Below are 23,574 nucleotides of genomic sequence, written 5' to 3'. Positions count from 1 at the left end.
CGCGGCGTCCGCGGCGGTCCCGGCCGCGGGCGGCCCCGCCCGGTGATGTTTCCCGGGACCGCACCGGCGGCCGAGATTTCCGGCCCCGTCGCGCTTCCCCCCAGGACCGACGGGGCCGGTCGGCGATCAGCCGGCCTCCTCCTCCAGCAACGCCAGCACCGACTTCTCCACCGCCTCGCGCGGCATCTCCGGCTGCACCGGCGCCAGCACCCCGTCGTGGTAGAGGTCGACCACGCGCGGGTCCACGTACGAGGTCCGGGCCACCGTCGGGGTGTTGCCGAGCAGTTCGGCCACCGAACGCATCACCCCCGCCACGGCGCGCCTGCGGGCGGTGGCGGAGCGCTGCGGACCCACAGTGGCCAGTTCGGCTGCGGCGAGCACCGTCGCGTGCCAGGTACGGAAGTCCTTCGCCGTCATCTCGCCGCCGCTGGCGTCGCGCAGGTAGTCGTTCACCTCGTCGCTGCGCACGTCGCGCCAGGAGCGGCCGTCCCAGTAACCGAACAGCCGTTCCTGGGCGCGCCGGCGACGGCGCAGGTTGAGCAGCACCCGGCACAGTTCGGCGTCCTCGATCCGGCGGACCTGGTCGATGCCGCCCTTGGCCGGGAACTCGAACACCACGCAGCCGCCCCGGGAGCGGGCGTGCTCGGGGCGCAGCGTGGACACGCCGAACGTCGGGTCGTCGCCGGTGGCGTACTGGTCGCTGCCGACCCGGAACGCGCCCATGTCGAGCAGCCGGGCGACGGTGGCCAGCACCCGTTCGCGGCGCAGGCCGCGCAGCGCCAGGTCGTGCGTGACCCGGTCGCGCAGCGCGGGCAGCCGGTGCGCCACCTCCAGCACGTGGTCGAACTTGGCCTCGTCGCGCTTGCGCCGCCAGCCCGGGTGATAGAGGTACTGCTTGCGGCCCGCCGCGTCGATGCCGGTGGCCTGGATGTGGCCGTTCGGGTACGGCGAGATCCACACGTCCCGCCAGGCGGGCGGGATCACCAGCTCGCGCAGCCGGGTCAGCTCCCCGGCGTCGCGCACCGGCTCGCCGGCCGGGTCGAGGAAGAGCCAGCCCTTGCCGCGCCGCCGGCGCGCGTATCCCGGCCGGCCCGGATCGCTACGCCGCAACCGCACCGGAGACCCGTTCCACGTCTGCCACCGCAGCCACCACCTCGTCGATCCCGATGGCATCCAATGTCGGGTGGGTTCCTACCCCGCCCGACCCGGTCGAATCCGGGTTGACGGGCGTGGGCTCGATCGCACCCAGCGCCCGGTGCCGGGGCCGGTCCGGCGGTGGGCCCCAGTGCGCCGCCGGCACCGGGCCGAACAGCACCACCGACGCAGTGCCGTAGCCGGTGGCGAGGTGCGCCACGCCGGTGTCCCCGCTGACCACCAGCCGCGCGCCCGCGACGAGCGCGGCCATCTCGGCCAGTCCGGTCCGGCCGGCCAGCACCGCCTCCGGCGGCAGCCCGGCGTCGCGGGCGACCCGCTCGGCCAGCGCCCGCTCGTCCGGCGAGCCGGTGACCGCCACCCGGTGCCCGCGCGCGGCCAGCTCCCGGGCCAGCCCGGCGAACCGGTCCGCCGGCCAGCGCTTCGCCGGGATCTTGCCGCCCGGGTGCAGCAGCGTCACCCCGGCCGGTACGCCGGTCAGCGCCGGACGCCGCAGCGCCAGGTCCCCCGGGTCGGCCGGCAGCCCGTACGCGTGCAGCAGCCGGCACCAGCGGCGGACCTCGTGCTCGTCGTCGTCCCAGGACGGGCCGTCCGGGTGCCCGGCGCCCGGGTTGCTGTGGGCGAGCAGCCGACCGGGGCGTACGGCGGCCAGCGCCCGGTGCGACTGCGGCCCGCGGCCGTGCAGGTTGACCGCCACCTCGGGGGGCGGGCCGGTCCACGCGATCCGGTCCGGCCCGGCGGTGGGCAGCACCCGGTCGACCGCCCCGGTCAGCTCCGCCAGCGGCGCCAGCCAGCCCGGCGCGGCGAGCACCAGCTCCCGGCCCGGCAGGCCGGCGCGCAGGCCACGCAGCGCCGGCACGGCGGTGGCCAGGTCGCCGACCCCGAGCGCCCGCAGCACCAGGATCACGGGTACGAGGACTCCTGCGCGGCGCAGACCACCATCTCGCGTACCGCGCAGCCGGCCGGCTGGGACAGCGCGAACATGACGGCGGCGGCGGTGTCGGCCGGCTCGTTGAGCACCGCGTCCGGGCCGGGGCGGTACTGCGCGTCCCGCTCGTCGAAGAACGCGGTCCGCATCCCGCCCGGGATCAGCAGCGTCACGCCGACAGCGCCGGCGAGTTCCGCGGCGAGCGCCCGGGTGAAGCCCACCACCCCGAACTTCGCCGCGCAGTACGCTGTCGCGTCGCTGACCGCCTTCACCCCGAGCGTGGAGGCCACAGTGACGATGCTGCCCCGGGACGCCTCCAGCCAGGGCAGCGCGGCCCGGATCACCGCGGCGGTGGCGAGCAGGTCCACTGTGACGATCCGCTCCCAGGTCTCGGCCGGGATGTCGGCCAGCTTCCCGGGCACGTCCATCCCGGCGGCGGTGACCACGGCGTCCAGCCCGCCGGAGCGTTCCGCGAGGTCGCGGGTGGCGGCCTCGGCGGCGCGGGTGTCGGCCAGGTCGCACTCGACCCAGGGCACCCCGTCGGCGGGGCGCTGCCGGTCCAGCACCAGCGGGCGCCCGCCGGCGCGGGCCACCGCGGCGACCACCGCCGCGCCGAGCCCGCTGGAGCCGCCGGTGACCAGGACGGTCGGCCCGGCTCCGGGCGCGCCGGCGCTCACGCCGCCACCGTCGGACCGGCGGGCGCGACCGCGCCGGGTCGGATGCGTCGCTCGTTCATCGTGCTCCCTTCGCCGTGGACCGGACCTGCGCGACGGCCTCGGCCGGGTCGCCCGACGCGGCCGGCCAGCCGCCGCTGCCCCGCCCGGCCCGCGCCGCCGCGATCATGTCGGTGGTCGAGCGCCCGTCGAGGTACGGCACGACCACCGTGTGACCGCCCCAGCGGGCCAGGATCTCCGTCTCGGGCAAGGTCTCCGGGCCGCCGCCGCTGGCGTAGTCGCCGCCCTTGACCCAGATGTCCGGGCGCAGCCAGGACAGCGCCGCCTCCGGTGTCGGCTCGTCGAAGATCAGCACCGCGTCGACGCAGCCGAGCGCGGCGAGCAGCCGCCCCCTGTCGCCCTGCGGCACGACCGGGCGCTCCGGACCCTTGAGCCCCGCCACGCTGGCGTCGGAGTTGAGGCAGACCACCAGGCAGTCGCCGAGCTGCCGGGCCGCCTGGAGCGTCGCCACGTGCCCGGCGTGCAGCAGGTCGAAGCAGCCGCCGGTGGCGACCACCGTTCCGCCGGCCGCACGTACCCGCGCCACCACCTCGCCGGCCGCCCCGGCGCCGATCCGGTCCCCGCCGCCGGTGACCACCGCCGGGGCGACCGCCCGCACCGGCGCGGGCAGCGCGGCGGCGACACCGCCGCCGGCCACGTACGCCGACGCCTCGGTGACCGCCTCCTGCACCGCCTCGGACACGAGCGCGCCCCGGGCCAGGGCCAGCGTCGCGGTGGACGCGAACCGGTCGCCGGCCCCGCAGGTGTCCCCCTCGGCGGGCGGCGCCGGCACCACCAGGGGCGTGGACCCGGCGTGGCTGAGCAGCGCGCCGTCGCCGCCGAGCGTCACCGCCACCGCGCGCGCCTGCCAGCGGCGGCGCAAGGCGTGCGCGCTACGCGACGCGACGGCCAGGCGGGAGCCGCCCGGCGGCGTCTTGGCCAGCTCGCGGGCCTCCGGCTCGTTCGGGGTGGCCAGGTGCACCCCGGGTACGGCGGCCGGCCCGCGCGGATGCGGATCCCAGACCACAGGCGCCCGGGTTGCGGCCAGCGCCGCCCGCAGCGCCGGATGCCCGGCCACGCCCCGGCCGTAGTCGCTCACCAGTACGGCGGACGCGTCGGCGATCAGCCGCAGCACGGCGTCGCTGGGCTGACCGGGCGCACCGGCGCTCCCGCCCCGGTCGTGGCGCAGCAGCACCCGTCCGCGCGCCCGCAGCCGGATCTTCTCCGGGGTGGCGCCGGCCAGCGGAAGCGCGTACAAGCGGACCCCGGCGGCGGCGAGCAGCGTGCCCAGCCGGGCCCCGCCCGCGTCGTCGGCGACGGCGGTGACCAGCGCGACCTCGGCGCCCTGCGCGGCGGCGAAGACGGCGGCCAGCCCGGCGCCACCGGGCCGGTCGACGGATACGGTCTCGTCCAGCACCGGCACCGGGGAGTCCGGGCAGAGCCGGTTCACCAGACCTTCGACGTCGCGGTCCAGCAGCGTGTCACCGAGCACCACCACCGGTCCCCTCATGCCGGGCCTCCCCGGCCGGCCGTCGCCGTCGGGTCCGGCTCGCCGACGACGACCTCGACACCCGCGCGTACCGGCCCGGCCGCCGGCTGGGCGGCGAGCGCGGCGGGCAGCGCCAGTTCGACGTACTCGCAGAGCACGTGCGAGGCCACCAGGTGCAGTTCCTGCACCACCTGCCCGTCCGGCGAGTCGATCGCCAGATGCTCGTGGCAGAGGTCGGCGAGGGGGTTGGGTGCGGGTCCGGTGAAGGCCCAGCAGCGCAGGCCCGCCTGGTGTGCGGCGTGGGCGGCGGCGAGGAGGTTGGTGCTGGTGCCGCTGGTGGTCATGAGCAGGAGGTGATCGTGGGGCCGGCCGTGGGCGCGGACCTGCCGGGCGAAGGTTTCGTCGTATCCGTAGTCGTTGGCGATGGCGGTGACGGCGCTGGTCTCGGCGTGCAGGGCGATGGCGGAGAGGGGTTGGCGGTCGTGGCGGAGTTTGCCGACGAGTTCGGCGGTGAGGTGCTGGGCTTCGGCGGCGCTGCCGCCGTTGCCCGCCACCAGCAACCGGCCACCGGCGGCGAGCCGCTGCGCCAGCTCCTCGCCCCAGCGGGCCAGCATCTGCTCCGCCTCCCGCAGCGGCAGCAACGCGGCGGCCAGCAGGCTCAGGTGGTCCTCCAGCACCGTCGCGCCGGCGGCCGGCGTCCCGGCCGTCATCAGGCGACCACCCGGGTCGGGCGGCGCACGGTGGCCACCTCGCCGTACAGCTCGGTGAGGCGGTCCGCGGTGGTGGCCCAGGAGTAGCGGGTGCGTGCCCGCTCCAGCGCGGCGGTGGCGTAGGCGAAGCGGCGGATCCGGTCGCCGAGCAGACCCCGGATCGCCACGCCGAGCGCCGCCGGCTCCCGGGGTGGCACCAGGTCGCCGGTGCGTCCGGCCACCACCGTGTCGATCAGCCCGCCGACAGCCGTCGCGACCACCGGTACGCCGCAGGCCATCGCCTCCAGCGGGGTGAGCCCGAACGGCTCGTACCAGGGGGCGGCCACGAGCACGTCGGCCGACCGGTACCAGCGGCCCATCTCCTCCCGGGGGACCGCGCCGACCAGCCGTACCCGGTCGGCGACGCCGAGCGAGTGGGCCAGCGCGCGCAGGCGCAACGCGTACGGGTCGGTCTCCAGCAGCCCGGCCGGCGGCCCGCCGACGACCACGCACTCGGCGTCCGGCACCTCGGCGACGGCCCGGATGACGTCCTGGAAGCCCTTGCGTTCGACCAGCCGGCCGACGGTGAGGACGCGGGCCCGGCCGCCGTCACGGTCGGCGACCGGGCCGAGCGGGGAGAACGTCGTGAGGTTCACCCCCGACGGCACGACAGTCATCCGGGACCGGGGTACGCCCATCCGGACCAGTTCGGCGACCTCGTCCTGGCACTGGGCGACCACCCGGTCCACCGAGCGGCCCAGCTTCCGCTCGTGCTCGACCCGGCCCGGCGGGCTGGTGTCCTGCACGCCCTGGTGGCGGCGCTTGACGGTGCCGAGCGCGTGGTACGTCTGCACCATCGGCACGCCCGCGCGGCGGGCCGCGGCGAGACCCGCCAGCCCGCTCATCCAGAAGTGCGCGTGCACCACCTCGGGCTGCCAGTCGCCGGTGCGCCACCGGTCGGCCAGCCACTGCCCGAACGACGGCATGTACGGCAGCAGGTCGTCCTTGGCCACCGGTTCGGCCGGCCCGGCCGGTACGTGGACCACCTCGTACCCGTCCGGGGTGCGGACGCTCACCGGCAGGTCCACCGCGTCGAGGCGGGTGTAGACGCGCACGTCGTGACCGGCGGCCGCGAGCGCGGCGGAGAGCTCCGCGACATGCGTGTTCTGGCCACCGGCGTCCTCCCCGCCGAGGACGGCGAGCGGGCTGGCATGCTCCGAGATCATCGCGATGCGCATACTTCCTCCTCCAGCAGCCGGTCCCAGTCGGCGAGGAATCGATCCAGGCCGTAGCGGTCCCGGGCGGCGGCCCGGGCCACGGCGCCCGCCCGGCGGGCGGACTCCGGGTCGTCCAGCAGGCCACGGGCGGCGTCGACGAGCGTGTCGACGCGGGTGGACAGCGCGCCTGCGGCAGGCGGCACCGCCTCCACCGCCTCGGTCGTGGCCAGTGCCACCACGGGCATGCCCATGGTCATGGCCTCGACGAGGCTGAGGCCGAGTGAGGTCCAGCGGCACAGGTGCAGGTAGGCGCGCCGTTTGGCGAGTTCGGCGTGCATGGCGTGCTGGGGTACGTCGTCGTGGCTGGTCAGCCGGTCCTCGGGCAGGCCGAGGTGGGCGGCGAGACCGTCCACTTTCATCCCGTAGACGTCCAGCGGCGCCAGCGCGGCGAACCGGGCGAGCAGGTCGGTGCCGGTGACGCGCCAGCGGCGTACCGGCTCGTTGATGACCACGGCGAGGCGGTCGAGTTCCCCGGTCCACTCGACGTTCGGCGGTACGACGCCGTGGTCGACGACTGTGGTCCTGGTCGCGCCGTTGTCCCAGAACAGCTCGTTGAACGCGGTGACGTGCGTGAGCAGCAGGTCGTCGCGGTCGGCCATCGGGTGCCGGGTGTTCGGCACGTCGCCTTTCGGGGTGTTGTGCTCGACGTAGATGGCCGGCACGTCCCGGCCCGGCCGGCGGCCGAGCCACTCCGCCGCCAGGTCGAGTTCCTCCGGGCGTTGCAGGATCACCAGGTCCACGTCGGTGTCGCGCAGGTCTTCGGGAGTGACCTCGACGGCGCTGTCCGGCCACGGGTAGGTGCGCGCCCGGCCCAGCCCGTACGGACCCCGGTCCGGCGTGACCGGCACCAGGTAGCGGTGCTTGCCGTGCACGAAGGAGGTCGTCCACGACCCGTGGACGTGCCACAGCAGGATGTTCATCCGGCCACCCCGCCCGCCACCGGCGCCGGCACGCCGAGCAGCCGCAACGCCTCCAGGACCCGTCCCGGCTCGACAGCCGACAGGCACGGGTGGCCGGGGACCGGGCAGACGGTGGCGCGGGTGTCCCGGCACGCCGCCCCCGCGTCGCCGAGCCGCACCGTCGGCACCCGGTAGGGCCCCCACTGCCCGAACGGCACCGTCGGCGCGAACAGGCTCACCACCGGCACGCCGAGCGCGGCGGCCAGGTGCGCCGGGCCGGTGTTGCCCACCACCAGCGCCCCGGCGCCGGCGATGACCGCCGCCAGGTCGTCCAGCCCGGTCCGCCCGCCCAGGTCGACGCCGCCCGCCGCGGCGACGCGCGCGGTCAGCTCCCGCTCGTCCGGCCCGCCGGTGACCACGACCCGGTAGCCTGCGGCGCCGAGCACGCGGACCACGCGGGTGGCCAGTTCCTCGGGGCAGGCGCGGGTCTCCACCGAGGAGCCCGGGTGCAGGACCACGTAGCCGGGCTCGCCGGCGTCGGCCGCGCGCGGCGGAAGCCGGTCGGTGCGGATGCGCAGCGCCGGTTCGTCGTGGCCGGGCAGCGCGAAGCCGGCTGCGGCGGCGAGGGACAGGGCGCGTTCGGGTTCGGGTACGCCTGCCGGGACGCGGTGGCGGACGTCGAGCAGGCTGCCGGGGTAGTCGTCGCTGATGGCGCTGATCCGGGGTACCCCGGCCAGGCGCAGAAGCAGGGCCAGGGGCAGGGCGGACTGGTGGAAGGAGGTGAACACGACAGCCTCGTCGGCGCGTACCTCCGACAGCCGGTCGGTCAGCGCGCGCACGGCGCCGGGGTCGACGGGTGGGGCGGGCGCGTCGATCCACGGCAGCGGCGCCTCGATGATCTCGTCCACGCCTGGGAGCAGTTCGGCGGCGGCCCGGCCACGTGGCCCGCACAGCAGCACCACCCGCTGCGCTCCGGCCGCGACCGCCCGGATGCCCGGCCCGGTCACCAGCACGTCGCCCGCCGCGTCGCTGCGCACCACCAGCACCGTGTCCCGGCGTGACCGGCGCGCGGGCTGCGGCGCGGCCGTCAGGCGCATCCGGGCCAGCACGATGCCCACCGCGTCCGGCAGGTCGGCCGCGACAGTGGGCGCGGCAGCCACCTCGGCGGCTCGGGTGGCGGGCGTGGGCACCATGATCGCCGCAGCGCCGGCCGCGGCGGCGGCTGCCGTGTCCGCGCCGATGTCCCCGATCAGCACGCAGCGGGTCGGCGTGGTCCCGAGCGCGGCCGCGGCCTCGTGCACGAGGCCGGGGGCGGGCTTGCGGCAGACGCACCCGTCGGCCTCGGCGTGCGGGCAGATCGCCCAGTGGTCGAAGGGCCCGAGCAGTTCCTCCACCCGGGCGTTGACCAGGCGCAGGTCGTGCGCCGTGAAGCAGCCCCGGGCCAGGCCGGACTGGTTGGTGACCACCGCCAGCCGCAACCCGGCCGCCCGCAACCGGTCCAGCGCCTCCCGGGCGCCCGGCACCGGCCGGACCTTCTCCGGGTCGCCGTTGTACGGCACGTCCTCCACCAGCGTGCCGTCCCGGTCCAGCAGGACCGCGTCGTACAGGCCGGACGGGAACCGGTCAGCACCCGGGTCAACCCGGGCTGACCTGCACTGATCCCGCTCGTGGTCCCGTCGCACGGGCGGCGGGTTCCCGAGGCCCCGAGGAGTAAACGTCGACGTCGGCGCCAGGCCGCCCCGCCGGTGCCGCACAGCCGGGTGCACGCCTGCCACGACCGGCCCGGTCCGGCGATACCCGCCGCCCCGGAGAAGCTAACCCGGATCGCCGTTAGCGACGGCCCGTGCCGGGGTACCGCTCGGTGATGGCGGTTGTGGAGAAGGTGATCGACGCGCCCCCGGAGCAGGTCTTCGAGGTGCTCGCGGACGGGTGGACGTACAGCGACTGGGTGGTGGGCACCGCGCACGTGCGGGACGTGGACGACACGTGGCCGCGCGTCGGCAGCCGGCTGCACCACCGGGCCGGGCCGTGGCCGTTCTCGCTCCAGGACAAGTCGACGGTGCTGGAGTGCCAGGCGCCGCACCGGCTGGTGCTGCGCGCCGGGCTGTGGCCGGCCGGGGAGGCGATCGTGGCGTTCGCCCTGGAGCCGCTGGACGACGGCAGGACCCGGGTGACGATCGGCGAGGACTTCGCCGCCGGCCCGCTGCGGTGGGTCCGGACCAAGCTCAACGACCTGGTGCTGCATCTTCGCAACCGGGAGACGCTTGCCCGGCTGTCCGACATCGCGACGAGGCAGAAGCCGGAGCGGTGATCGATCGGTGGCGGGGCGTCTGTGCGGCTGCCGCGCGAGGGACTGGCTACCCTCTCAGGTGAACCTGTCGGCTGACCGAGGATGTCCGTGATGATCGAACCCGTGCAGTTACCCTCCCCGTGGGGGGATGCGCGCCTGACCGTCGTCGTTCCGACCTACAACGAGGCGGGCAACCTCCCGGTGCTGGTCGAGCGCCTCCTCGCGCTGCCGCTGCCGGGGCTGAAGGTGCTGGTCGCCGACGACAACTCCCCGGACGGTACCGGCGAGGTCGCCGACAAGCTGGCCATCGAGCACCCGGACCGGGTGACGGTGCTGCACCGCCCGGGCAAGGAGGGTCTCGGCCGGGCGTACGTGGACGGCATCGGCCGGGCGCTCGACGACGGCGCGGACTTCGTCGCGCAGATGGACGCCGACCTGTCGCACCCGCCGGAGGCGCTGCCCGGCATGCTCGGCGCGCTGCTGTCCACCCAGGCTTCGGTGGTCATCGGCTCGCGCTACGTGCCCGGCGGTGAGCTGGACGAGAACTGGCCGCTGTACCGGCGCGCGCTCAGCGGCTGGGCGAACCTGTACGTGCACACGCTGCTGCGGGTACGCATCCGCGACCTGACCGCCGGCTTCAAGATCTGGCGGGCGGATGCGCTGCGCGCGATCGGGCTGGACCGGGTGCAGTCCAACGGCTACAGCTTCCAGGTGGAGATGCACTACCTCGCCACCAAGCTCGGCCACACGATCCTGGAGGTGCCGATCCGCTTCGAGGAGCGCCGCGACGGCGACTCGAAGATGACCACCGCCACGAAGATCGAGAGCGCGCTGATGCCGTTCAAGCTGCGCAGCCGGCACCGCAACCTGGACTCCTGACCCCCTCTCCCGCACGTCCACCGCGCCCTCACGCTGCGTCATTGTCACCGTGCGTGAGGGCGCGGTCGTCCCGCCACTTTCCTCGTCGGCCCCTTTGCTCTGCAGCCATCGGCGCAGCACCGCCCTGAGCAGGGACGCTGTCCGGGACACCGTTTCGCCGGGCGCCCGCTGCGGACACGCTGCGTGACCGATGCGTATGCGGGTGCAGAGCAAAGGCGGTGATGCGTTGATACCGCCGGGGCAGCGCCGAATACTCAGCGTGACGCACCGTGAACGGTCGTCAGCCGTCGATTGCGCGGCGGCGATCAGCCGTCGGCGCAGTCGGCGGTCAGCCGACACCGCTTGAGCGCCTCGTCGCGAACAGCTCGCAGATCTTGGTAGGAAACGGCCCCCATAGGGGCACTTTCGTACCAAGATCTACGGCTGCATCCGGGTGGAGGCGCGGTCGGGTCAGCGGTAGACGGTGCGGTGGGCGGCGGCGATCGTCCGGGCGTACACCGCGCCGGTGACGGCCCGGTCGCGGGCCAGCGCGGCCCGCGCCGCGTTCGCCCCCGGCGCGCCGTGGACGCCGCCGCCCGGGTGGGCGGAGGCGCTGGCCAGGTAGAGCCGGTCGACCGGGGTGTCGGCCCGGCCCAGCCCGGGGATCGGCCGCAGGAACAACTGCTGGTACGCCGCGGCAGTGCCGCCGCCCAGCGCTCCCCCGACCAGGCTCGGCTCGGCGGCCTCCAGGTCGGCCGGGCCGGCCACGTGGCGCCCGACGATCGACGCCCGGAAACCCGGCGCCGCCGCCTCCAGCACCTCCTCCATCCGCTCCACGTGCCCCGCCACCTCCTCGGCCCGCCAGTTCCGGCGGAACGGCAGGTGGGTGTAGGACCAGAGCGACTCGGTGCCGGGCGGTGAGTGGCTCGGGTCGGCTACCGACATCTGCCCCACCAGCAGGAACGGATCCCGTGGCAGCTCGCCGCGGGCCAGCTCGGCCGCGTACGTGGTGAGGCCGTCGAGGTCGGCGCCCAGGTGCACGGTGCCGGCGCCGGCCAGGTCGCGGTTCTTCCACGGCACCGGCGCGGACAGCGCCCAGTCGACCTTGAGCGTGGAGCCGTCCCACTTGAAGTGCGCCAGGTCCTCGACCATCCGGGGCGGCAGCGCCGCCGCGCCGACCAGGTCGAGGAAGAGCGCAGGCGCTGGTACGTCGGCGAGCACAGCGCGCCGGGCCCGCCAGTCGGTGCCGCCTGCGGTGCGTACGCCCATCGCCCGGCCCCGGGCGGTGAGCACCCGCTCGACCCGGGCGCCGTACGTGATCCGCCCGCCCCGCTCGACCAGCCGCGCCACCAGCGCGTCGGTGATCTTCTGGGCGCCGCCCACCGGTACCGGCCAGCCCACCTGCTGGCCGAGCATGGCGAGCAGCCAGCCGTACACGCCGGAGCCGGCCTCCTCCGGGGACAGGTCGGTGTGCAGGGCGCATCCGGCCAGCAGCACAGTGCCGCCCTCGCCCTCGAACAGCTCCGCGCCGAGCTTGCGGACCGGGAGCACGAGGCGGCGGGCGAGCCGGAGCGCGCCGCCGACCCGGAGCTGCCGCAGCAGGCCCAGTCCGCCGCGTACCGGCGGGAACGGGGTGGTGATCGTCTGCAACATCGGCTCGGAGACCTGGCACCAGTCGGCGTACGCGTGCCGCCAGCGCTCCCCGTCGCCGGGCGCGAACGCCTCCAGCGAGGCGGCGGTGGCGTCCAGGTCGCGGTTGACCACGGCGGCCCGGCCGTCCGGTAGCAGGTGCGCCAGCACGTCCGGCGCGTGCGTCCAGGACAGGCCGTGCCGTTCCAGGCCCAGCCCGTCGAGCACCGGGGAGGCGTAGCCGAGCGGGTAGAAGGAGCTGTAGAGGTCGCTGAGGTAACCGGGCGCGGTCACGTACGCGGAGCGGACGGCCCCGCCGGGCGCCTCGGTGGCCTCCAGGACCTCGACGTCCCAGCCGGCGTCCACCAGCAGGTTCGCGGCCACCAGCCCGTTGTGCCCGGCCCCGATGACGACGGCGTCTGCGGTGGAGGTCATCCGATCCGCCTACCCGGCCGGTCACCGGGCGAAACGCGTTTGCCCAGCCCATGCCGGGGCAAGCACGGCCGCATGTACACGGTTGCGCAGCTCATTGGTGGAGTGTGGGGCGCCGGCGGCGAGGGCGGCGAGCTGGTCGTCCACGATCCGGCGGACGGGTCGCCGGTGACGCGGACGCCGGTCGCGACGGCCGACGAGGTGGCCAAGGCGGTGGAGGCGGCCCGGGGCGTGGCGGCGGAGTGGGCCGCGACCGCGCCCGCGGACCGGGCCGCGGCGCTGCACCGGGCGGCGGACGCCGTCGAGGCGGCGGCCGACGAGTTGGCCGAGGCGACCACGGCGGAGATGGGCAAGCCGCTCGACGACGCGCGGGGCGGGGTGGCGGCGGGCGTCGGCACGCTGCGACAGTACGCCGAGCTGGCCCCGCTACGGGGCGGCCGGACGCTGCACGGCGCGCACGGCGCGCTGGACTTCATGGCTCCCGAGCCGCGCGGCGTGGTCGCCGCGATCACCCCGTGGAACGACCCGGTGGCGGTGTCCTGCGGCCTGCTCGGCGCGGCGCTGGTCACCGGCAACGTGGTGGTCTACAAGCCGAGCGAGCGGACCCCTGCCACCGGCTGGCTGCTCGCCCGCGCGCTGGACTCGGCGTTGCCGGCCGGGGTGCTGTCGCTGATCACCGGCGGCGGCGAGGTGGGTGCCGCGCTGGCCGGGCAGGAGCTGGACGTCATCGCGCACGTCGGTTCCACTGCGACCGGCCGGGTGATCGCCGCCGCGGGCGCGCGTACCGGGGCGAAGGTGCTGCTGGAGAACGGCGGCAGCGATCCGCTCGTGGTGGACGCGGACGTCGACCCGATTTGGGCGGCCGAACAGGCGGCGCTCGGCTGCTTCGCCAACGCCGGTCAGATCTGCGTGGCGGTGGAGCGGATCTACGTGCACCGCGACGTCGCCGAGGGCTTCCTGGACGCGCTCGTGGCGCGCGCCGAGGCGCTCACAGTGGGCCCCGGCCGTGACCCGGGCACACAGCTCGCGCCGCTCGTGGACCGGCGGCACCGGGACCACGTGCACGGGCAGGTGACCGCCGCGCTCGCCGACGGTGCCCGGGTACGCGCCGGCGGCGTGCTGCCGGACGGACCGGGCGCGTTCTACCCGGCCACCGTGGTCGAGGGCTGCCGCCACGACATGGCGCTGGTCCGGGAGGAGACGTTCGGGCCGGTAGCCCCGGTGGTGGTGGTCGACTCGTTCAGCGAGGGGCTGCGGTGCGCGGCCGACTCCCCGTACGGGCTGGCCGCCACAGTGCTGACCGGCTCGATGAGCCACGCCCAGCGCGCCTGGCGGGAACTGCCGGTCGGCACCGTGAAGATCAATTCGGTGTTCGGCGGGGCGCCGGGTGGCGCGGCCCAGCCGCGCCGGGGCAGTGGCCAGGGCTTCGGGTACGGCCCGGAGCTGCTGGACGAGTTCAGCACCGTCAAGGCGGTGCACCTGGAGGCGCCGGGCGGCGGCCACTGGTGAGACGGCACAGAGCGAGCCCGGGACCGCCTCGGTCCCGGGCTCGACGCGTACCCCCAGGGGTCAGCGACCCCCGCGGGCCTTGCGGGTCGCGTTGTTGTTGGCCTTCTCGATCGCCGTGACCAGTTCCGGCTTGGTCATCCGGGACCGGCCACGCACGTCCAGTTTCTTCGCCACCTCCATGAGGTGGTCCTTGGTGGCGTTGGCGTCCACCCCGCCGGCCGTCGGCGCGCGCCGGGCCGGGCCGCCGCCTTCGGCCTGCTTGTCGCTGGGCCCCTTGCGGCCCTTGGGCTCCCAGTGGTCGCCCACCTTCTCGAACTCGTGCTTGACCGCGGCGAAGGCGGTGCGGTGCGCCCGCTCCCCCTCGCCGTACGTCTCGACCGCCGAGTCGTGTGTCTTCTCCCAGGTCCGCTGCGCCTTCGCCGGGGAGCGCCGCAGCGTGCTGGGCAGTACCTCGCGCCCGGGCATCTCGTCCTCCTTCTGGAGTCTCGATCGGGTGTCTGGTGTGGTTCCCTCCCGCCCGGCGGGCAAACCGGCACCCGGTTTGTCGATTTCCCCCCGGGGGTACCGCCCGGCCACGCCCGGTGGCGGGGCCTGGAGGAGGCGGACATGACCGTGACGACACCACAGACGGTCGACGGCCGGACGCGGTCCCGTCTCCCCCGCCGGATCCGCCAGCTCAACTGGCGCACCTGGCGCGGTGTGCTGGTACGCAGCGGCAAGGGCTTCGTCACCGACAACTGCGCGGACTGGGCCGCGGCGCTCACCTACTACGGCGTGCTGGCCCTGTTCCCGTCCACGATCGTGGTGGTCGCGCTGGTCGGCCTGGTCTCCGACGGCCCGCGCACCGTCGACACCGTGATCGACCTGGCCCGGGAGATCGGCGCCGGCTCGGTGGTCGGCAACGACGCGTTCGTGGGCGTGGTGCGCAACGTGGTCGAGCAGCAGGGCTCGGCGAAGGTGCTGCTCAGCTTCGGTCTGCTCGGCGCCCTCTGGTCCGCGTCCGGGTTCATCGGCGCGTTCACCCGCGCCTCCAACGCGATCTACGGGGTACGGGAGGGACGGCCGTTCTACCGGCTGCGCCCGTTGCAGATCGGCATGGCCGCGGTGACGATCGTGCTGCTGGCGGTGGTGGCCACCGGGCTGATCGTCAGCGGCCCGGTCACCGACGCGGTGGGTGACCTGCTGCACGCCGGGGCGGTGGCCCGCACGACATGGTCGGTGGCGAAGTGGCCGCTGCTCGCCGTGGTCGCGATGACGCTGCTGTCGCTGCTGTTCTGGATCGCGCCGAACGTCCGCCAGCCGCGGTTCCGCTGGCTCACCCCGGGCGGCGCGCTGGCGCTCGCGGCCTGGGTGCTCGCCTCCTTCGGCTTCGGCCTGTACGTGGCGAACTTCGGCTCGTACGACGTCACGTACGGCAGTCTCGGCGCGGTCATCGCGTTCCTGGTGTGGCTCTACCTGTCCAACTGCGCGCTGATGCTCGGCGTGCAGGTGAACGCCGAGCTGCAACGCGGGCGGGCGATGCAGGCGGGGGTCGAGGAGCCGGACGACCCGGTGCTGCCGCCGCGCTCCCCGGCCGACGACGAGAAGGCGGACGGGGAGAAGACGGCCGACCGGTTGCCGCCCGGATGACCGGCTCTCCCGGCCCGCGCCGGTTTACCGGCGATCCCCCGGGGCATCTCCCAAGGCATGGAACGTGGCAGCAGCAAGCACTCGCCCAGGGTCGACGACCAGATGAGCAGCGAGGTCAGCGGTCTCGTCCAGAGCACCGGGACCGGCGGTTCGCGGGCCGAGGAGTTCCGGATCCCCGAGCCGGCCGGCGAGGACCAGCCGGAGGCCACCACGGCGCCCGCCGGGGAGCTGCGCAGCGGCACGCCGCAGGGCATGAGCTCCGAGGACGTCGAGGCGCGCAGCCGGCTGGGACGGTTCATCACCATGACCGCCCTGCCCGGTGACCGGGAGGCGCTGCTGGCAAACGCGCGGGAGAACGAGGCGCCGACGGACATCGTCGCCGCCCTGGAGACCCTGCCCGCGGGGGCCCACTACCAGACGATCTCCGAGGTGTGGGCCGCACTCGGGCACAGGAACGAGACGACGCGCTGGTGAGCGGGCCGGCCCACGGCCCGTACGAGACACACACCGGCGGAAGAGGAGGAACCCCGACATGAGTGGCGTTACCGAGCACGTGGACGTGGACGTCCCGATCCGGACCGCGTACGACCAGTGGACCCAGTTCGAGGAGTTCCCGCACTTCATGGACGGCGTGCAGGAGGTGCGGCAGCTCTCCGACACGATGACCCACTGGACCGTCGAGATCGCGGGCGTGAAGCGCGAGTTCGACGCCGAGATCACCGAGCAGCTGCCGGACGAGCGGGTGGCCTGGCGCTCCACCGGGGGCACCCAGCAGGCGGGCGTGGTGACCTTCCACCGCCTCGACGAGGGGCACACCCGGGTCACGCTCCAGATGGAGTTCGAGCCGCACGGCGTGGTCGAGCAGGCCGGCGACAAGCTGGGCGTGGTCGACCGGCGCGCCAAGGGCGACCTGGAGCGGTTCAAGCAGTTCATCGAGCGGCGCGGTCAGGAGACCGGCGCCTGGCGCGGCGCTGTCGACCGCCCCACCCCCTGAGCCACCTCCCCCGTACCCGAGTTTCGATGGCCGCCGGCGGTGCCGGCGGCCATCGCCGTGTCCGGCCGTTTGCGATCATCCGGTCCGGGTACCGCAGGGGAATGACCGACAACGACCGCCACGTGTGGCGCGACGAGGACCGCACTCCCCTGCACGAGCTGGACCAGGCCATCGCCCGGTCGGCCACGGACGGCCAGGGCGACGACGTCACCGCCAACGACGCCGGCGAGGAGGCCGCGTTCGGGCACGGCCCGGAGGCGGTGGACCGGGGCGCCGGCCTGGAGGCCGAGCGGCGTGAGATGACCGATGCGGACCGGGCCTACCGGCCGTCGACGATCGGGCGGACCGGCCCCGACAGCATGTGATCCGCCGGCGGCTGCGGCACCCGTGCCGATGCCCGCAGCCGCCGGATTCATGCTCGGCCGAAACGACAAAAAGTGCGGTACGGACGGCCGGGAAAACGGACAGCCCATCTAGAATCGGCCGAACGGCTGACGGCACTCCCCCTGATGCGCGCAAGACTTTCGGGATGCAACAGGGCTCCGGTTTCCTCTCCAACCGTCAGCGCAAGCTCGCGTGGCTGGGCTTCCTGCTCGCCGCGCTCCAGGCTCCGGTCTCCGCCCGGTTCACCGAGGACAGCTCCTGGCTGTTCAGCCTGGTGGTGGCGCTGATGGTCGCGACCGTGATCATCGCCGACGACGGCGCCCGCCGCCGCCCGGCCGACGCCCGCTCCTCCGACTGAGTCAGCGCGTGCCGGGGCGCGCCTCGTGCCCCGGCATCCCCCGGCTGCGGCGGCGCTCCTTCATCTCCGCCTCGTAGAGGTGCCGCCGGCCCTCGACCAGCTCGTCGCGGGCCTGCCGGTCCAGCTCCCGGAAGAGCGCGTAGTACCCGTCGTCGAAGTCCTCGACGATCTGGAACGTCCACCGCCCGGCGATGACGTTGCGGCCGAGCAGTTCCCTGTCGATCCGCTCGGCGAGCGCCGGGTGACCGGCGGCGCGGAACATCTCCACCGCGTCGTCGAGCATCAGGTCGGCGTGGCCGATGAGCTGGTGCAGCTCGTACAGGTGGCCGCGGGCCCGCTCGACGCACTCCAGGGCCTCGCTGAGCTTGCCCAGCGCCTCGACCGTGGCGTCACTCACTCCCTCCGGGCGCCGGTGTGCCCGGTCCGGTCCGTCGGCCCGCTGTCCCATCGTGTCCCTCCGTGACCCCGGTCGCGTGGTCTGCGTACCGGACTTCTGCCCCCGCACGGGCGACTCAATCCCGCCGGACGACGAGACCGCTCCCCCGGACGACCCGGGCATCCCCCGCTCGGCCGAGGCCGGCCCGCGGCGGGCGGCGTTAGCCTCGGACACCATGCGCGTGCCGAACAACCGGGTCGCGACCCGCCGCTCCGCGGCCGTGGCCGCGCGGACGACCCTCACCTCGCTGACCGCCACCGTCGGCACCGCCGGCCTCGCCGCGGCCCACGCGAACCCCGGGCTGCTCGCCGAGGTCGACCAGCACGCCGCCGGGGTACGCGACAGCCTCGACGGCGACCGCCGGCCACTGACGGTGGCGGCGCTCGCCGGGTACGTCGAAGGGCTGCGCGACGCGGCGGCCGAGTACGGCTGGACGCCGCCGGCCGAGCCGGTGGACTGGTCCGCGCCCGACTGGACGCTCACCCGCCTGCTCGCGGTCTGCCTGCTGGCCCGCGGGCTGGACCCGCGCCACCTGGCCTGACCCGGACACGGCTACGGGGCGCCCGCGATCGCCCCGCGGACACCCCGTCACCCGTTGCCGTCAGCCGTTCGGCCGGCGGAACTGCTGTGTCTCGTCCCCTGCCTCGCCGGAGCGGTACGTGCCCGCGCCCGACATGGACGACTGCGGCGCCGCCGGTGCCGGTTGCCCGCCCCGGTCGGCCATCCGCCGCTCGTAGTCGCCGCGGCCGGCCTGCTGCGCCTGCCGCTGCTGCCGGATCGCCCGGGACTCCTCGGCGGCCCGGTGCAGCCAGCCGTCCCAGCGGTCCTGCATCGGCTTGACCAGACCACCACCGACACCGACGATCAGGATGCCGGCCACGGTGGCGAGGAACGCCACGAGCACCGGCGTGGTCACCGTGGTGGCGATGCCCACCTGGTTCAGCGCGGCGATGATGCCGAGCGCCAGGATGAAGATCGCCGTCACGTCGGCCAGCACCCGGCCGTACGAGAGCCCACCCAGCGCGCCGGAGACCAGGTCCCGGACGGCGTTGGCGATGGCGGCGGCGATCACCACGATCACGATCGCCACGAAGGCCCGCGGCAGCCAGGACACCACCCCGCGGATCAGGTCGCTGATCGCGTTCGGTCCCCACACCCCGAAGGCGAACTGCAGGGTGAACAGCAGGACCGCGTAGTAGGCCAGTTTGGCCAGGATGTCGCTGGCGTCGTACTTGGTGCGTTCCAGGGCCCGTTTGACGCCGCCGCGTTCGACGGCGCGGTCGAATCCCACCCGTTCCAGTGCCGCGTCCACGATTTTGAGGACGGCTCGGGCGATGAGCCAACCCACGACGAGGATCGCGATGAACGCGATCGCCCGCGGTACGAAGAGCAGCACCGACCTCCAGAAGTCGGTCCAGGCCGCACTGATGTCGACCTGTCCGACCGCGAGGGTTTTCGGCATGATGTCCCTCCTGTCGCGTGAACTGCGCCGCCCGCATACCCGGTGACCTGGGCAGCACGCCGAGCCGGACCGGGGCAATTTCCCGACATGCCCTGCCGAACCGGTCTGACCTGCCCGAACATCCGCGCCGCCCGGCACCCGCACCCGCCACGGACGCATGATCGGAACCACCCGGCCACGCTCCGGTTAGGCTGCGGTCATGCCAGGCACCGTCGGTCGGGTTCCCACACCGTCCGCCCCCGCACCGGGAGCGCCCACCGATCCCGTCGTCGGCGGGCAGGCGGCCGGGACCGCCCACCCGTGGGCCGGCACGTCGCTGGGCGCTCCGCACACCTGGGATCCCGCGGTACGCGCCGTGACGGACGTGGTACTCGCCTCCCCCGTACCGATGGCCCTGCTCCTCGGCGACGACCTGGTGGTCTTCTACAACGACGGGTACGCCGAGCTGATCGGCGACCGGCACCCGGACGCGCTGGGCCGGCCGGCGGCCGAGGCGTTCGCCGAGGTGTGGCGCGACCCGAGCGCCGGCGAGGCGCTGGAACGGGTCTACCGGCACGGCGAGCCGTTCCTGCAACGGGAGGCGGTGCTGCCGGCCGACCGGCAGGGCCCGGCCGAGCCGGCCGTGTTCACCAGGGGCCACTGCCCGGTACGCGACTCCACCGGCCGCATCGTCGGCGTGCTGACCGTCTCGGCGCAGACCACCCAGCTGACCCAGCAGTTGCAGAGCCTGAGCGACTTCGCGGCGGCACTGGCCGGCACGCTCACGCTCGACGACGTGGCCCGGGTGACGCTGCGCTACTGCCTGCACTCCTTCGACGCCGACCGGGTGTCGTTCGCGGTGGACGAGGGCAGCGCGTGGCGGCTGGTCCGCCGCATCCGCGGCGAACTGCTCGACGAGGCCGACGAGCGGCTGCCCCCGCTGTGGCGCCGGATGTCCGCCGAGTCACCGCTGCCCGCGGTGGTGACCGCGCGCAGCGGCGTGGCCTCGTTCACCGCCGACGGGCAGCCGCTGCGCGGCGTCGCGGCGGACCGGCACGACGAGAAGATCCGCGCGCTGGCGGCGCTGCCGCTGCGTACCACGGTGGTCCGGGGCTCGCTGACAGTGGGCTACCGGACGCCGCGCCCCTGGTCCCCCGCCGAACGGGCGCTGCTGACCGCCTCCGCGGAGCTGGTCGGCCAGGCCGCCGAGCGGGCCCGCCGCTTCGAGACCCAGCACGGCACCGCCCAGATGCTGCAACGCAGCATGCTGCCGGAACGGCTCCCGGACCTGCCCCGGCTGCGCATCGCCGCCCGCTACGACCCGGGCGTGGACGGCAACGCGGCCGGCGGCGACTTCTACGACGCGTTCCTGCTGCCGACCGGCGCGCTGGGCGTGGTGCTGGGCGACGTGGCCGGGCACGACGTGCAGGCCGCCGCCCGGATGGGCCAGGTACGCGCCGCGCTGCGCGCGCTCGCCCTGGTCGACTCCCGGCCGGACGCGGTGCTCGACGGGCTGGACCGGCTGGTCGCCAGCCTCGGCGTCGAGGGCGGCACTCAGGAGCTGTTCGTGACAGTGGTCTTCGGCGTGGTCGACGCGGACCGGGAGCTGGTCACGCTCGCCAGCGCCGGTCATCCCGCGCCGCTGATCCGGCGCGCCGGACCCGGCGCGGCGGTGGCCGAGTTCGTCGACGTGCCGCCCGCTCCTCCGCTGGGCCTGGGTGGTCGGGCGCGTACCGCCACCGTGCCGTTCCGCCCCGGCGACACGCTGCTGCTCTACAGCGACGGCGTGGTGGAGCGGCGCTGGCAGGACCTGGCCGCCGGGATGGCTGGGCTGGGCGCGGCGGTGACCGGGGCGGCCGGCGGCGACCCGCGCGCGCTGTGCGCGGTGGCGACCGCGTCGGTGCCGGGCGCCACCGAGGACGACGTGGCGGTGCTCGCCGTCGAGTACGCGGTGCGCCCCAGCCGGTCGGCGAGCATGGAGGTGCCGGCCGAGCCGACCGCGCCGAGCCGGGTCCGGCACTGGATGACCGCGCAGCTCGGCGAGTGGCGGGTGCCGGAGGCGGTGATCGGCGCGGCGGTGCTGTGCACGAGCGAGCTGACCACCAACGCGCTGCTGCACGCCGGCACCGCCGCCCGGGTCGAGGTCGACCTGTCCGCCGAGCGGTTGCTGGTGTCGGTTGCCGACTCGGGCACCCGGGGTCAGGTCACCCGGGCGCAGACCGACACGCTCAGCAGCCGCGGCCGCGGGCTCGGCCTGATCGAGGAGCTGAGCGACGCCTGGGGCACCGACCCGACCGTACGCGGCTCGACGGTCTGGTTCGAGATCCTCATTCCGGCGGGTGAGCCGCGCGTCGGCGACGCCCCGGCCGGGTAGGAGCCGGACATGGCCGACGACAAGCGACGCGGTGTCCTGTTCGACGTGGACGGCACCCTGGTCGACACGACGTACCTGCACACGGTGAGCTGGTGGGAGGCGCTGCGCCAGGCCGACCACCGGGTGCCGATGGCGCGGATCCACAGGTCCATCGGCATGGGCTCGGACAAGCTGCTCGACCACCTGCTCGGCGCCGAGCGGGACCGGGACGCCGACGGCCGGCTGCGCGACGCGCACGACGCGCTGTACGCGGAGTACTGGGAGCGGCTGGCGCCGCTGCCCGGTGCCCGGGAACTGCTGCGCGCCTGCGCCGAGCGCGGGCTGCGGGTGGTGCTGGCGACCTCGGCCGCCGAGCACGAGGTGACAGCGCTGCGGGCCGCGCTGGACGCGGACGACGTGATCGACTCGGTCACCTCGTCGGCCGACGCGCAGGAGAGCAAGCCGGCGCCGGACATCCTGGTCGCCGCGCTGGACCAGTCGGGGCTGACCGCCGAGCGGGTGGTGTTCGTCGGCGACTCGGTCTGGGACGTGGCAGCCGCCGGCAAGCTGGACATCCCGTGCATCGGCCTGACCTGCGGCGGCACCGGCCGGGCGGAGCTGGCCGGCGCGGGCGCGGTGGCGGTCTACGACGACCCGGCGGCGCTGCTGCACGCCCTGCCGGACAGCGCCATCGGCACGCTCGGCTGACCGGCCGGTCGACCGGCGGGCACGCGCACGCTTAACCGGACCCGCTTCGGGGCACTGCTGGACTCCACCGCCCGGCCGCCGGGCGTCGGAAGGGTGGTGTCGTGGAACCGGTCGATGTCGCGTTCGCTCTGCTGGGCGTCGGTGCGCTGCTGGCCGGGGTGCTGCCCCGGGTGCTGGAGCGGCGGCCGCTGTCGATGCCGATCGCGTTCCTCGGGCTCGGCATGCTCGTGTTCGTGCTGCCCACCGGTCTGCCCACACCGGACCCGCTGCGCTGGCCGGAACTGACCACCCACCTCACCGAGGTCGGGGTGATCGTCGCGCTGATGGGCGCCGGCCTGAAGATCGACCGTCCGCTGAGCTGGGCCCGCTGGTCGTCGACGTGGCGGCTGCTCGCGATCGCCATGCCGCTGTGCATCGCCGCGGTGGCGCTGCTCGGCTGGTGGTGGGCCGGTCTGGTGCCGGCCGCGGCGCTGCTGCTCGGCGCGGCACTCGCGCCCACCGACCCGGTGCTCGCCTCCGACGTGCAGGTGGGCGAACCGACCGATGTGGAGGACTCGGAGGACGAGGTGCGCTTCGCGCTCACCTCGGAGGCGGGCCTGAACGACGGGCTCGCCTTCCCGTTCGTGTACGCGGCCATCGCGATCGCCACCACCGGGCTCGCGCCGTCCGGCTGGCTCGCCGAGTGGTTCGCGGTGGACGTGTTCTACAAGCTCGCCGCCGGGGTGGGCGGCGGGCTGCTCGTCGGCTGGCTGCTCGGCAAGCTGTTCTTCCGTGCCCCGAGCAAGCTGCGGCTGGCCCGGCACTCCGAGGGCTTCCTCGCGCTGGCCGCGACGTTCCTCGCGTACGGGCTGGTCGAGGTGATCGGCGGGTACGGCTTCCTGGCCGTGTTCGTGGCCGCCCGCGCGATCCGGGCCGCCGAGCGTACGCACGAGTTCCATTCCGTGCTGCACGACTTCGCCGAGCAGGTGGAGCGGCTGCTCACGGTGCTGTTGCTGCTGCTGTTCGGCGGCGCGGTGATCGGCGGGCTGCTCGCGCCGCTGACCTGGCCGGCGGCACTGGCCGGGCTGGCGCTGGTGCTGGTGATCCGGCCGCTGGCCGCGTGGCTGTCGCTGCGCGGGGCGCCGGGCAGACCGGCCGAGCACTGGGTGATCTCGCTGTTCGGCATCCGCGGCGTCGGCTCGTTCTACTACCTGGCGTACGCCACCAGCAAGACCGACTTCCCGCAGGCGGATCTGGTCTGGGCCACAGTCGGTCTCGTGGTGGTGGTGTCGGTGGTGGCGCACGGGATCGCCGCGACACCGGTCATGCAGTTGCTGGACCGGGAGGGCGAACGCACCGGCGAGGACACGCGGGCCGGGTCGGCGGCGCAACCGGTGGGCGCCACCGGCTGACCGGCCCGGGCCGAG

The 23,574-nt window shown here is 74.9% G+C and carries 24 protein-coding genes; 12 read left to right on the top strand and 12 right to left on the bottom strand.

The genetic code is table 11. The features are described from left to right. Nucleotides 1-126 precede the first annotated feature (126 nt). Genes FB455_RS07125 through FB455_RS07090 form a run of 8 tightly spaced genes read right to left on the bottom strand, consistent with a single transcriptional unit; the run spans nt 127 to nt 8,829 of the window. Complete coding sequence (locus tag FB455_RS07125) at nt 127-1,116, bottom strand: DNA topoisomerase IB (RefSeq protein WP_013285404.1); 990 nt, start codon at nt 1,114-1,116, stop codon at nt 127-129. After that, nucleotides 1,100-2,059 carry a glycosyltransferase family 9 protein gene (locus FB455_RS07120; RefSeq protein WP_145752676.1) on the bottom strand — a complete coding sequence of 320 codons (960 nt, stop codon included), beginning with the start codon at nt 2,057-2,059 and terminating at the stop codon, nt 1,100-1,102. Before FB455_RS07120 ends, FB455_RS07125 begins: the two co-directional genes overlap by 17 nt. Beyond that, on the bottom strand, nt 2,056-2,757 hold the full coding sequence (locus tag FB455_RS07115) for an SDR family oxidoreductase (RefSeq protein ID WP_013285402.1): 702 nt from the start codon (nt 2,755-2,757) through the stop codon (nt 2,056-2,058). The genes FB455_RS07120 and FB455_RS07115 overlap by 4 nt, the downstream gene beginning before the upstream one ends. 55 nt (nt 2,758-2,812) lie before the next feature. After that, nucleotides 2,813-4,303: a PfkB family carbohydrate kinase gene (locus tag FB455_RS07110; RefSeq protein ID WP_013285401.1), complete on the bottom strand. Its 1,491-nt coding sequence runs from the start codon at nt 4,301-4,303 to the stop codon at nt 2,813-2,815. Then, nucleotides 4,300-4,992, bottom strand: coding sequence for a D-sedoheptulose-7-phosphate isomerase (locus FB455_RS07105; protein WP_013285400.1), 693 nt, complete (start codon nt 4,990-4,992; stop codon nt 4,300-4,302). The genes FB455_RS07110 and FB455_RS07105 overlap by 4 nt, the downstream gene beginning before the upstream one ends. Beyond that, nucleotides 4,992-6,209: a glycosyltransferase gene (locus FB455_RS07100; protein ID WP_145752673.1), complete on the bottom strand. Its 1,218-nt coding sequence runs from the start codon at nt 6,207-6,209 to the stop codon at nt 4,992-4,994. The genes FB455_RS07105 and FB455_RS07100 overlap by 1 nt, the downstream gene beginning before the upstream one ends. Further along, nucleotides 6,194-7,168 (bottom strand): glycosyltransferase, encoded by a 975-nt coding sequence (locus FB455_RS07095; protein ID WP_013474832.1) that lies wholly within the window; start codon nt 7,166-7,168, stop codon nt 6,194-6,196. The genes FB455_RS07100 and FB455_RS07095 overlap by 16 nt, the downstream gene beginning before the upstream one ends. Beyond that, a complete protein-coding gene (locus FB455_RS07090) occupies nt 7,165-8,829 on the bottom strand; it encodes an HAD-IIIA family hydrolase (RefSeq protein WP_145752671.1) in 1,665 nt (554 codons plus the stop codon). The genes FB455_RS07095 and FB455_RS07090 overlap by 4 nt, the downstream gene beginning before the upstream one ends. 182 nt (nt 8,830-9,011) lie before the next feature. On the opposite strand from FB455_RS07090, the gene FB455_RS07085 reads away from it, so the two are divergent. Together FB455_RS07085 and FB455_RS07080 are read left to right on the top strand one after the other, a co-directional pair. Next, complete coding sequence (locus FB455_RS07085) at nt 9,012-9,458, top strand: SRPBCC family protein (protein ID WP_013474830.1); 447 nt, start codon at nt 9,012-9,014, stop codon at nt 9,456-9,458. A 90-nt stretch (nt 9,459-9,548) separates the two neighbouring features. Next, on the top strand, nt 9,549-10,316 hold the full coding sequence (locus tag FB455_RS07080) for a polyprenol monophosphomannose synthase (protein WP_013285395.1): 768 nt from the start codon (nt 9,549-9,551) through the stop codon (nt 10,314-10,316). 450 nt (nt 10,317-10,766) lie between these two features. Here the strand turns inward: FB455_RS07080 and FB455_RS07075 are convergent, their stop codons facing one another. Next, a complete protein-coding gene (locus FB455_RS07075) occupies nt 10,767-12,359 on the bottom strand; it encodes a phytoene desaturase family protein (protein WP_013285394.1) in 1,593 nt (530 codons plus the stop codon). 72 nt (nt 12,360-12,431) lie between these two features. Between FB455_RS07075 and FB455_RS07070 the strand changes: the two genes are divergently transcribed. Then, nucleotides 12,432-13,865 carry an aldehyde dehydrogenase family protein gene (locus FB455_RS07070; RefSeq protein ID WP_013285393.1) on the top strand — a complete coding sequence of 478 codons (1,434 nt, stop codon included), beginning with the start codon at nt 12,432-12,434 and terminating at the stop codon, nt 13,863-13,865. Between the two features lie 60 nt (nt 13,866-13,925). On the opposite strand, the gene FB455_RS07065 is transcribed toward FB455_RS07070, so the two are convergent. Then, the gene (locus tag FB455_RS07065) at nt 13,926-14,330 is read right to left on the bottom strand and encodes a ChaB family protein (RefSeq protein WP_013285392.1); all 405 of its coding nucleotides are present in this window, start codon (nt 14,328-14,330) and stop codon (nt 13,926-13,928) included. A 141-nt stretch (nt 14,331-14,471) separates the two neighbouring features. Here FB455_RS07065 and FB455_RS07060 point away from each other — a divergent pair, with 141 nt between their 5' ends. From FB455_RS07060 to FB455_RS07040, 5 genes are all read left to right on the top strand, one after another. Then, nucleotides 14,472-15,494 carry a YihY/virulence factor BrkB family protein gene (locus FB455_RS07060; RefSeq protein WP_013285391.1) on the top strand — a complete coding sequence of 341 codons (1,023 nt, stop codon included), beginning with the start codon at nt 14,472-14,474 and terminating at the stop codon, nt 15,492-15,494. 57 nt (nt 15,495-15,551) lie between these two features. Continuing rightward, nucleotides 15,552-15,968 (top strand): DUF2795 domain-containing protein, encoded by a 417-nt coding sequence (locus FB455_RS07055; protein ID WP_013285390.1) that lies wholly within the window; start codon nt 15,552-15,554, stop codon nt 15,966-15,968. Between the two features lie 58 nt (nt 15,969-16,026). Continuing rightward, the gene (locus FB455_RS07050; protein WP_013285389.1) at nt 16,027-16,488 is read left to right on the top strand and encodes an SRPBCC family protein; all 462 of its coding nucleotides are present in this window, start codon (nt 16,027-16,029) and stop codon (nt 16,486-16,488) included. A 101-nt stretch (nt 16,489-16,589) separates the two neighbouring features. Then, entirely contained in the window at nt 16,590-16,853 is a 264-nt protein-coding gene (locus FB455_RS07045) for a hypothetical protein (protein WP_041798959.1), read from the top strand. Between the two features lie 164 nt (nt 16,854-17,017). Continuing rightward, nucleotides 17,018-17,230: a hypothetical protein gene (locus tag FB455_RS07040; protein ID WP_013285387.1), complete on the top strand. Its 213-nt coding sequence runs from the start codon at nt 17,018-17,020 to the stop codon at nt 17,228-17,230. A 1-nt stretch (nt 17,231) separates the two neighbouring features. Here FB455_RS07040 and FB455_RS07035 read toward each other — a convergent pair whose 3' ends face one another. Further along, a complete protein-coding gene (locus tag FB455_RS07035) occupies nt 17,232-17,678 on the bottom strand; it encodes a hypothetical protein (RefSeq protein WP_013285386.1) in 447 nt (148 codons plus the stop codon). A 163-nt stretch (nt 17,679-17,841) separates the two neighbouring features. On the opposite strand from FB455_RS07035, the gene FB455_RS07030 reads away from it, so the two are divergent. Further along, the gene (locus FB455_RS07030) at nt 17,842-18,207 is read left to right on the top strand and encodes a DUF6401 family natural product biosynthesis protein (RefSeq protein WP_186461544.1); all 366 of its coding nucleotides are present in this window, start codon (nt 17,842-17,844) and stop codon (nt 18,205-18,207) included. 60 nt (nt 18,208-18,267) lie between these two features. Here the strand turns inward: FB455_RS07030 and FB455_RS07025 are convergent, their stop codons facing one another. Beyond that, on the bottom strand, nt 18,268-19,128 hold the full coding sequence (locus tag FB455_RS07025) for a mechanosensitive ion channel family protein (RefSeq protein ID WP_013285384.1): 861 nt from the start codon (nt 19,126-19,128) through the stop codon (nt 18,268-18,270). A 199-nt stretch (nt 19,129-19,327) separates the two neighbouring features. On the opposite strand from FB455_RS07025, the gene FB455_RS07020 reads away from it, so the two are divergent. The 3 genes from FB455_RS07020 to FB455_RS07010 all read left to right on the top strand — a co-directional run bounded on the left by FB455_RS07020 (nt 19,328) and on the right by FB455_RS07010 (nt 23,559). Next, on the top strand, nt 19,328-21,481 hold the full coding sequence (locus FB455_RS07020) for a SpoIIE family protein phosphatase (protein ID WP_145752666.1): 2,154 nt from the start codon (nt 19,328-19,330) through the stop codon (nt 21,479-21,481). A 9-nt stretch (nt 21,482-21,490) separates the two neighbouring features. Then, nucleotides 21,491-22,168: an HAD family hydrolase gene (locus FB455_RS07015; RefSeq protein WP_030270335.1), complete on the top strand. Its 678-nt coding sequence runs from the start codon at nt 21,491-21,493 to the stop codon at nt 22,166-22,168. Between the two features lie 101 nt (nt 22,169-22,269). Then, a complete protein-coding gene (locus FB455_RS07010) occupies nt 22,270-23,559 on the top strand; it encodes a cation:proton antiporter (protein ID WP_047894735.1) in 1,290 nt (429 codons plus the stop codon). Nucleotides 23,560-23,574 lie beyond the last annotated feature (15 nt).

Source organism: Micromonospora sp. CNZ296 (assembly GCF_007827635.1).
Note: the sequence above shows the minus strand (reverse complement) of the source record. Positions and strands in the feature narration are given on the sequence as shown.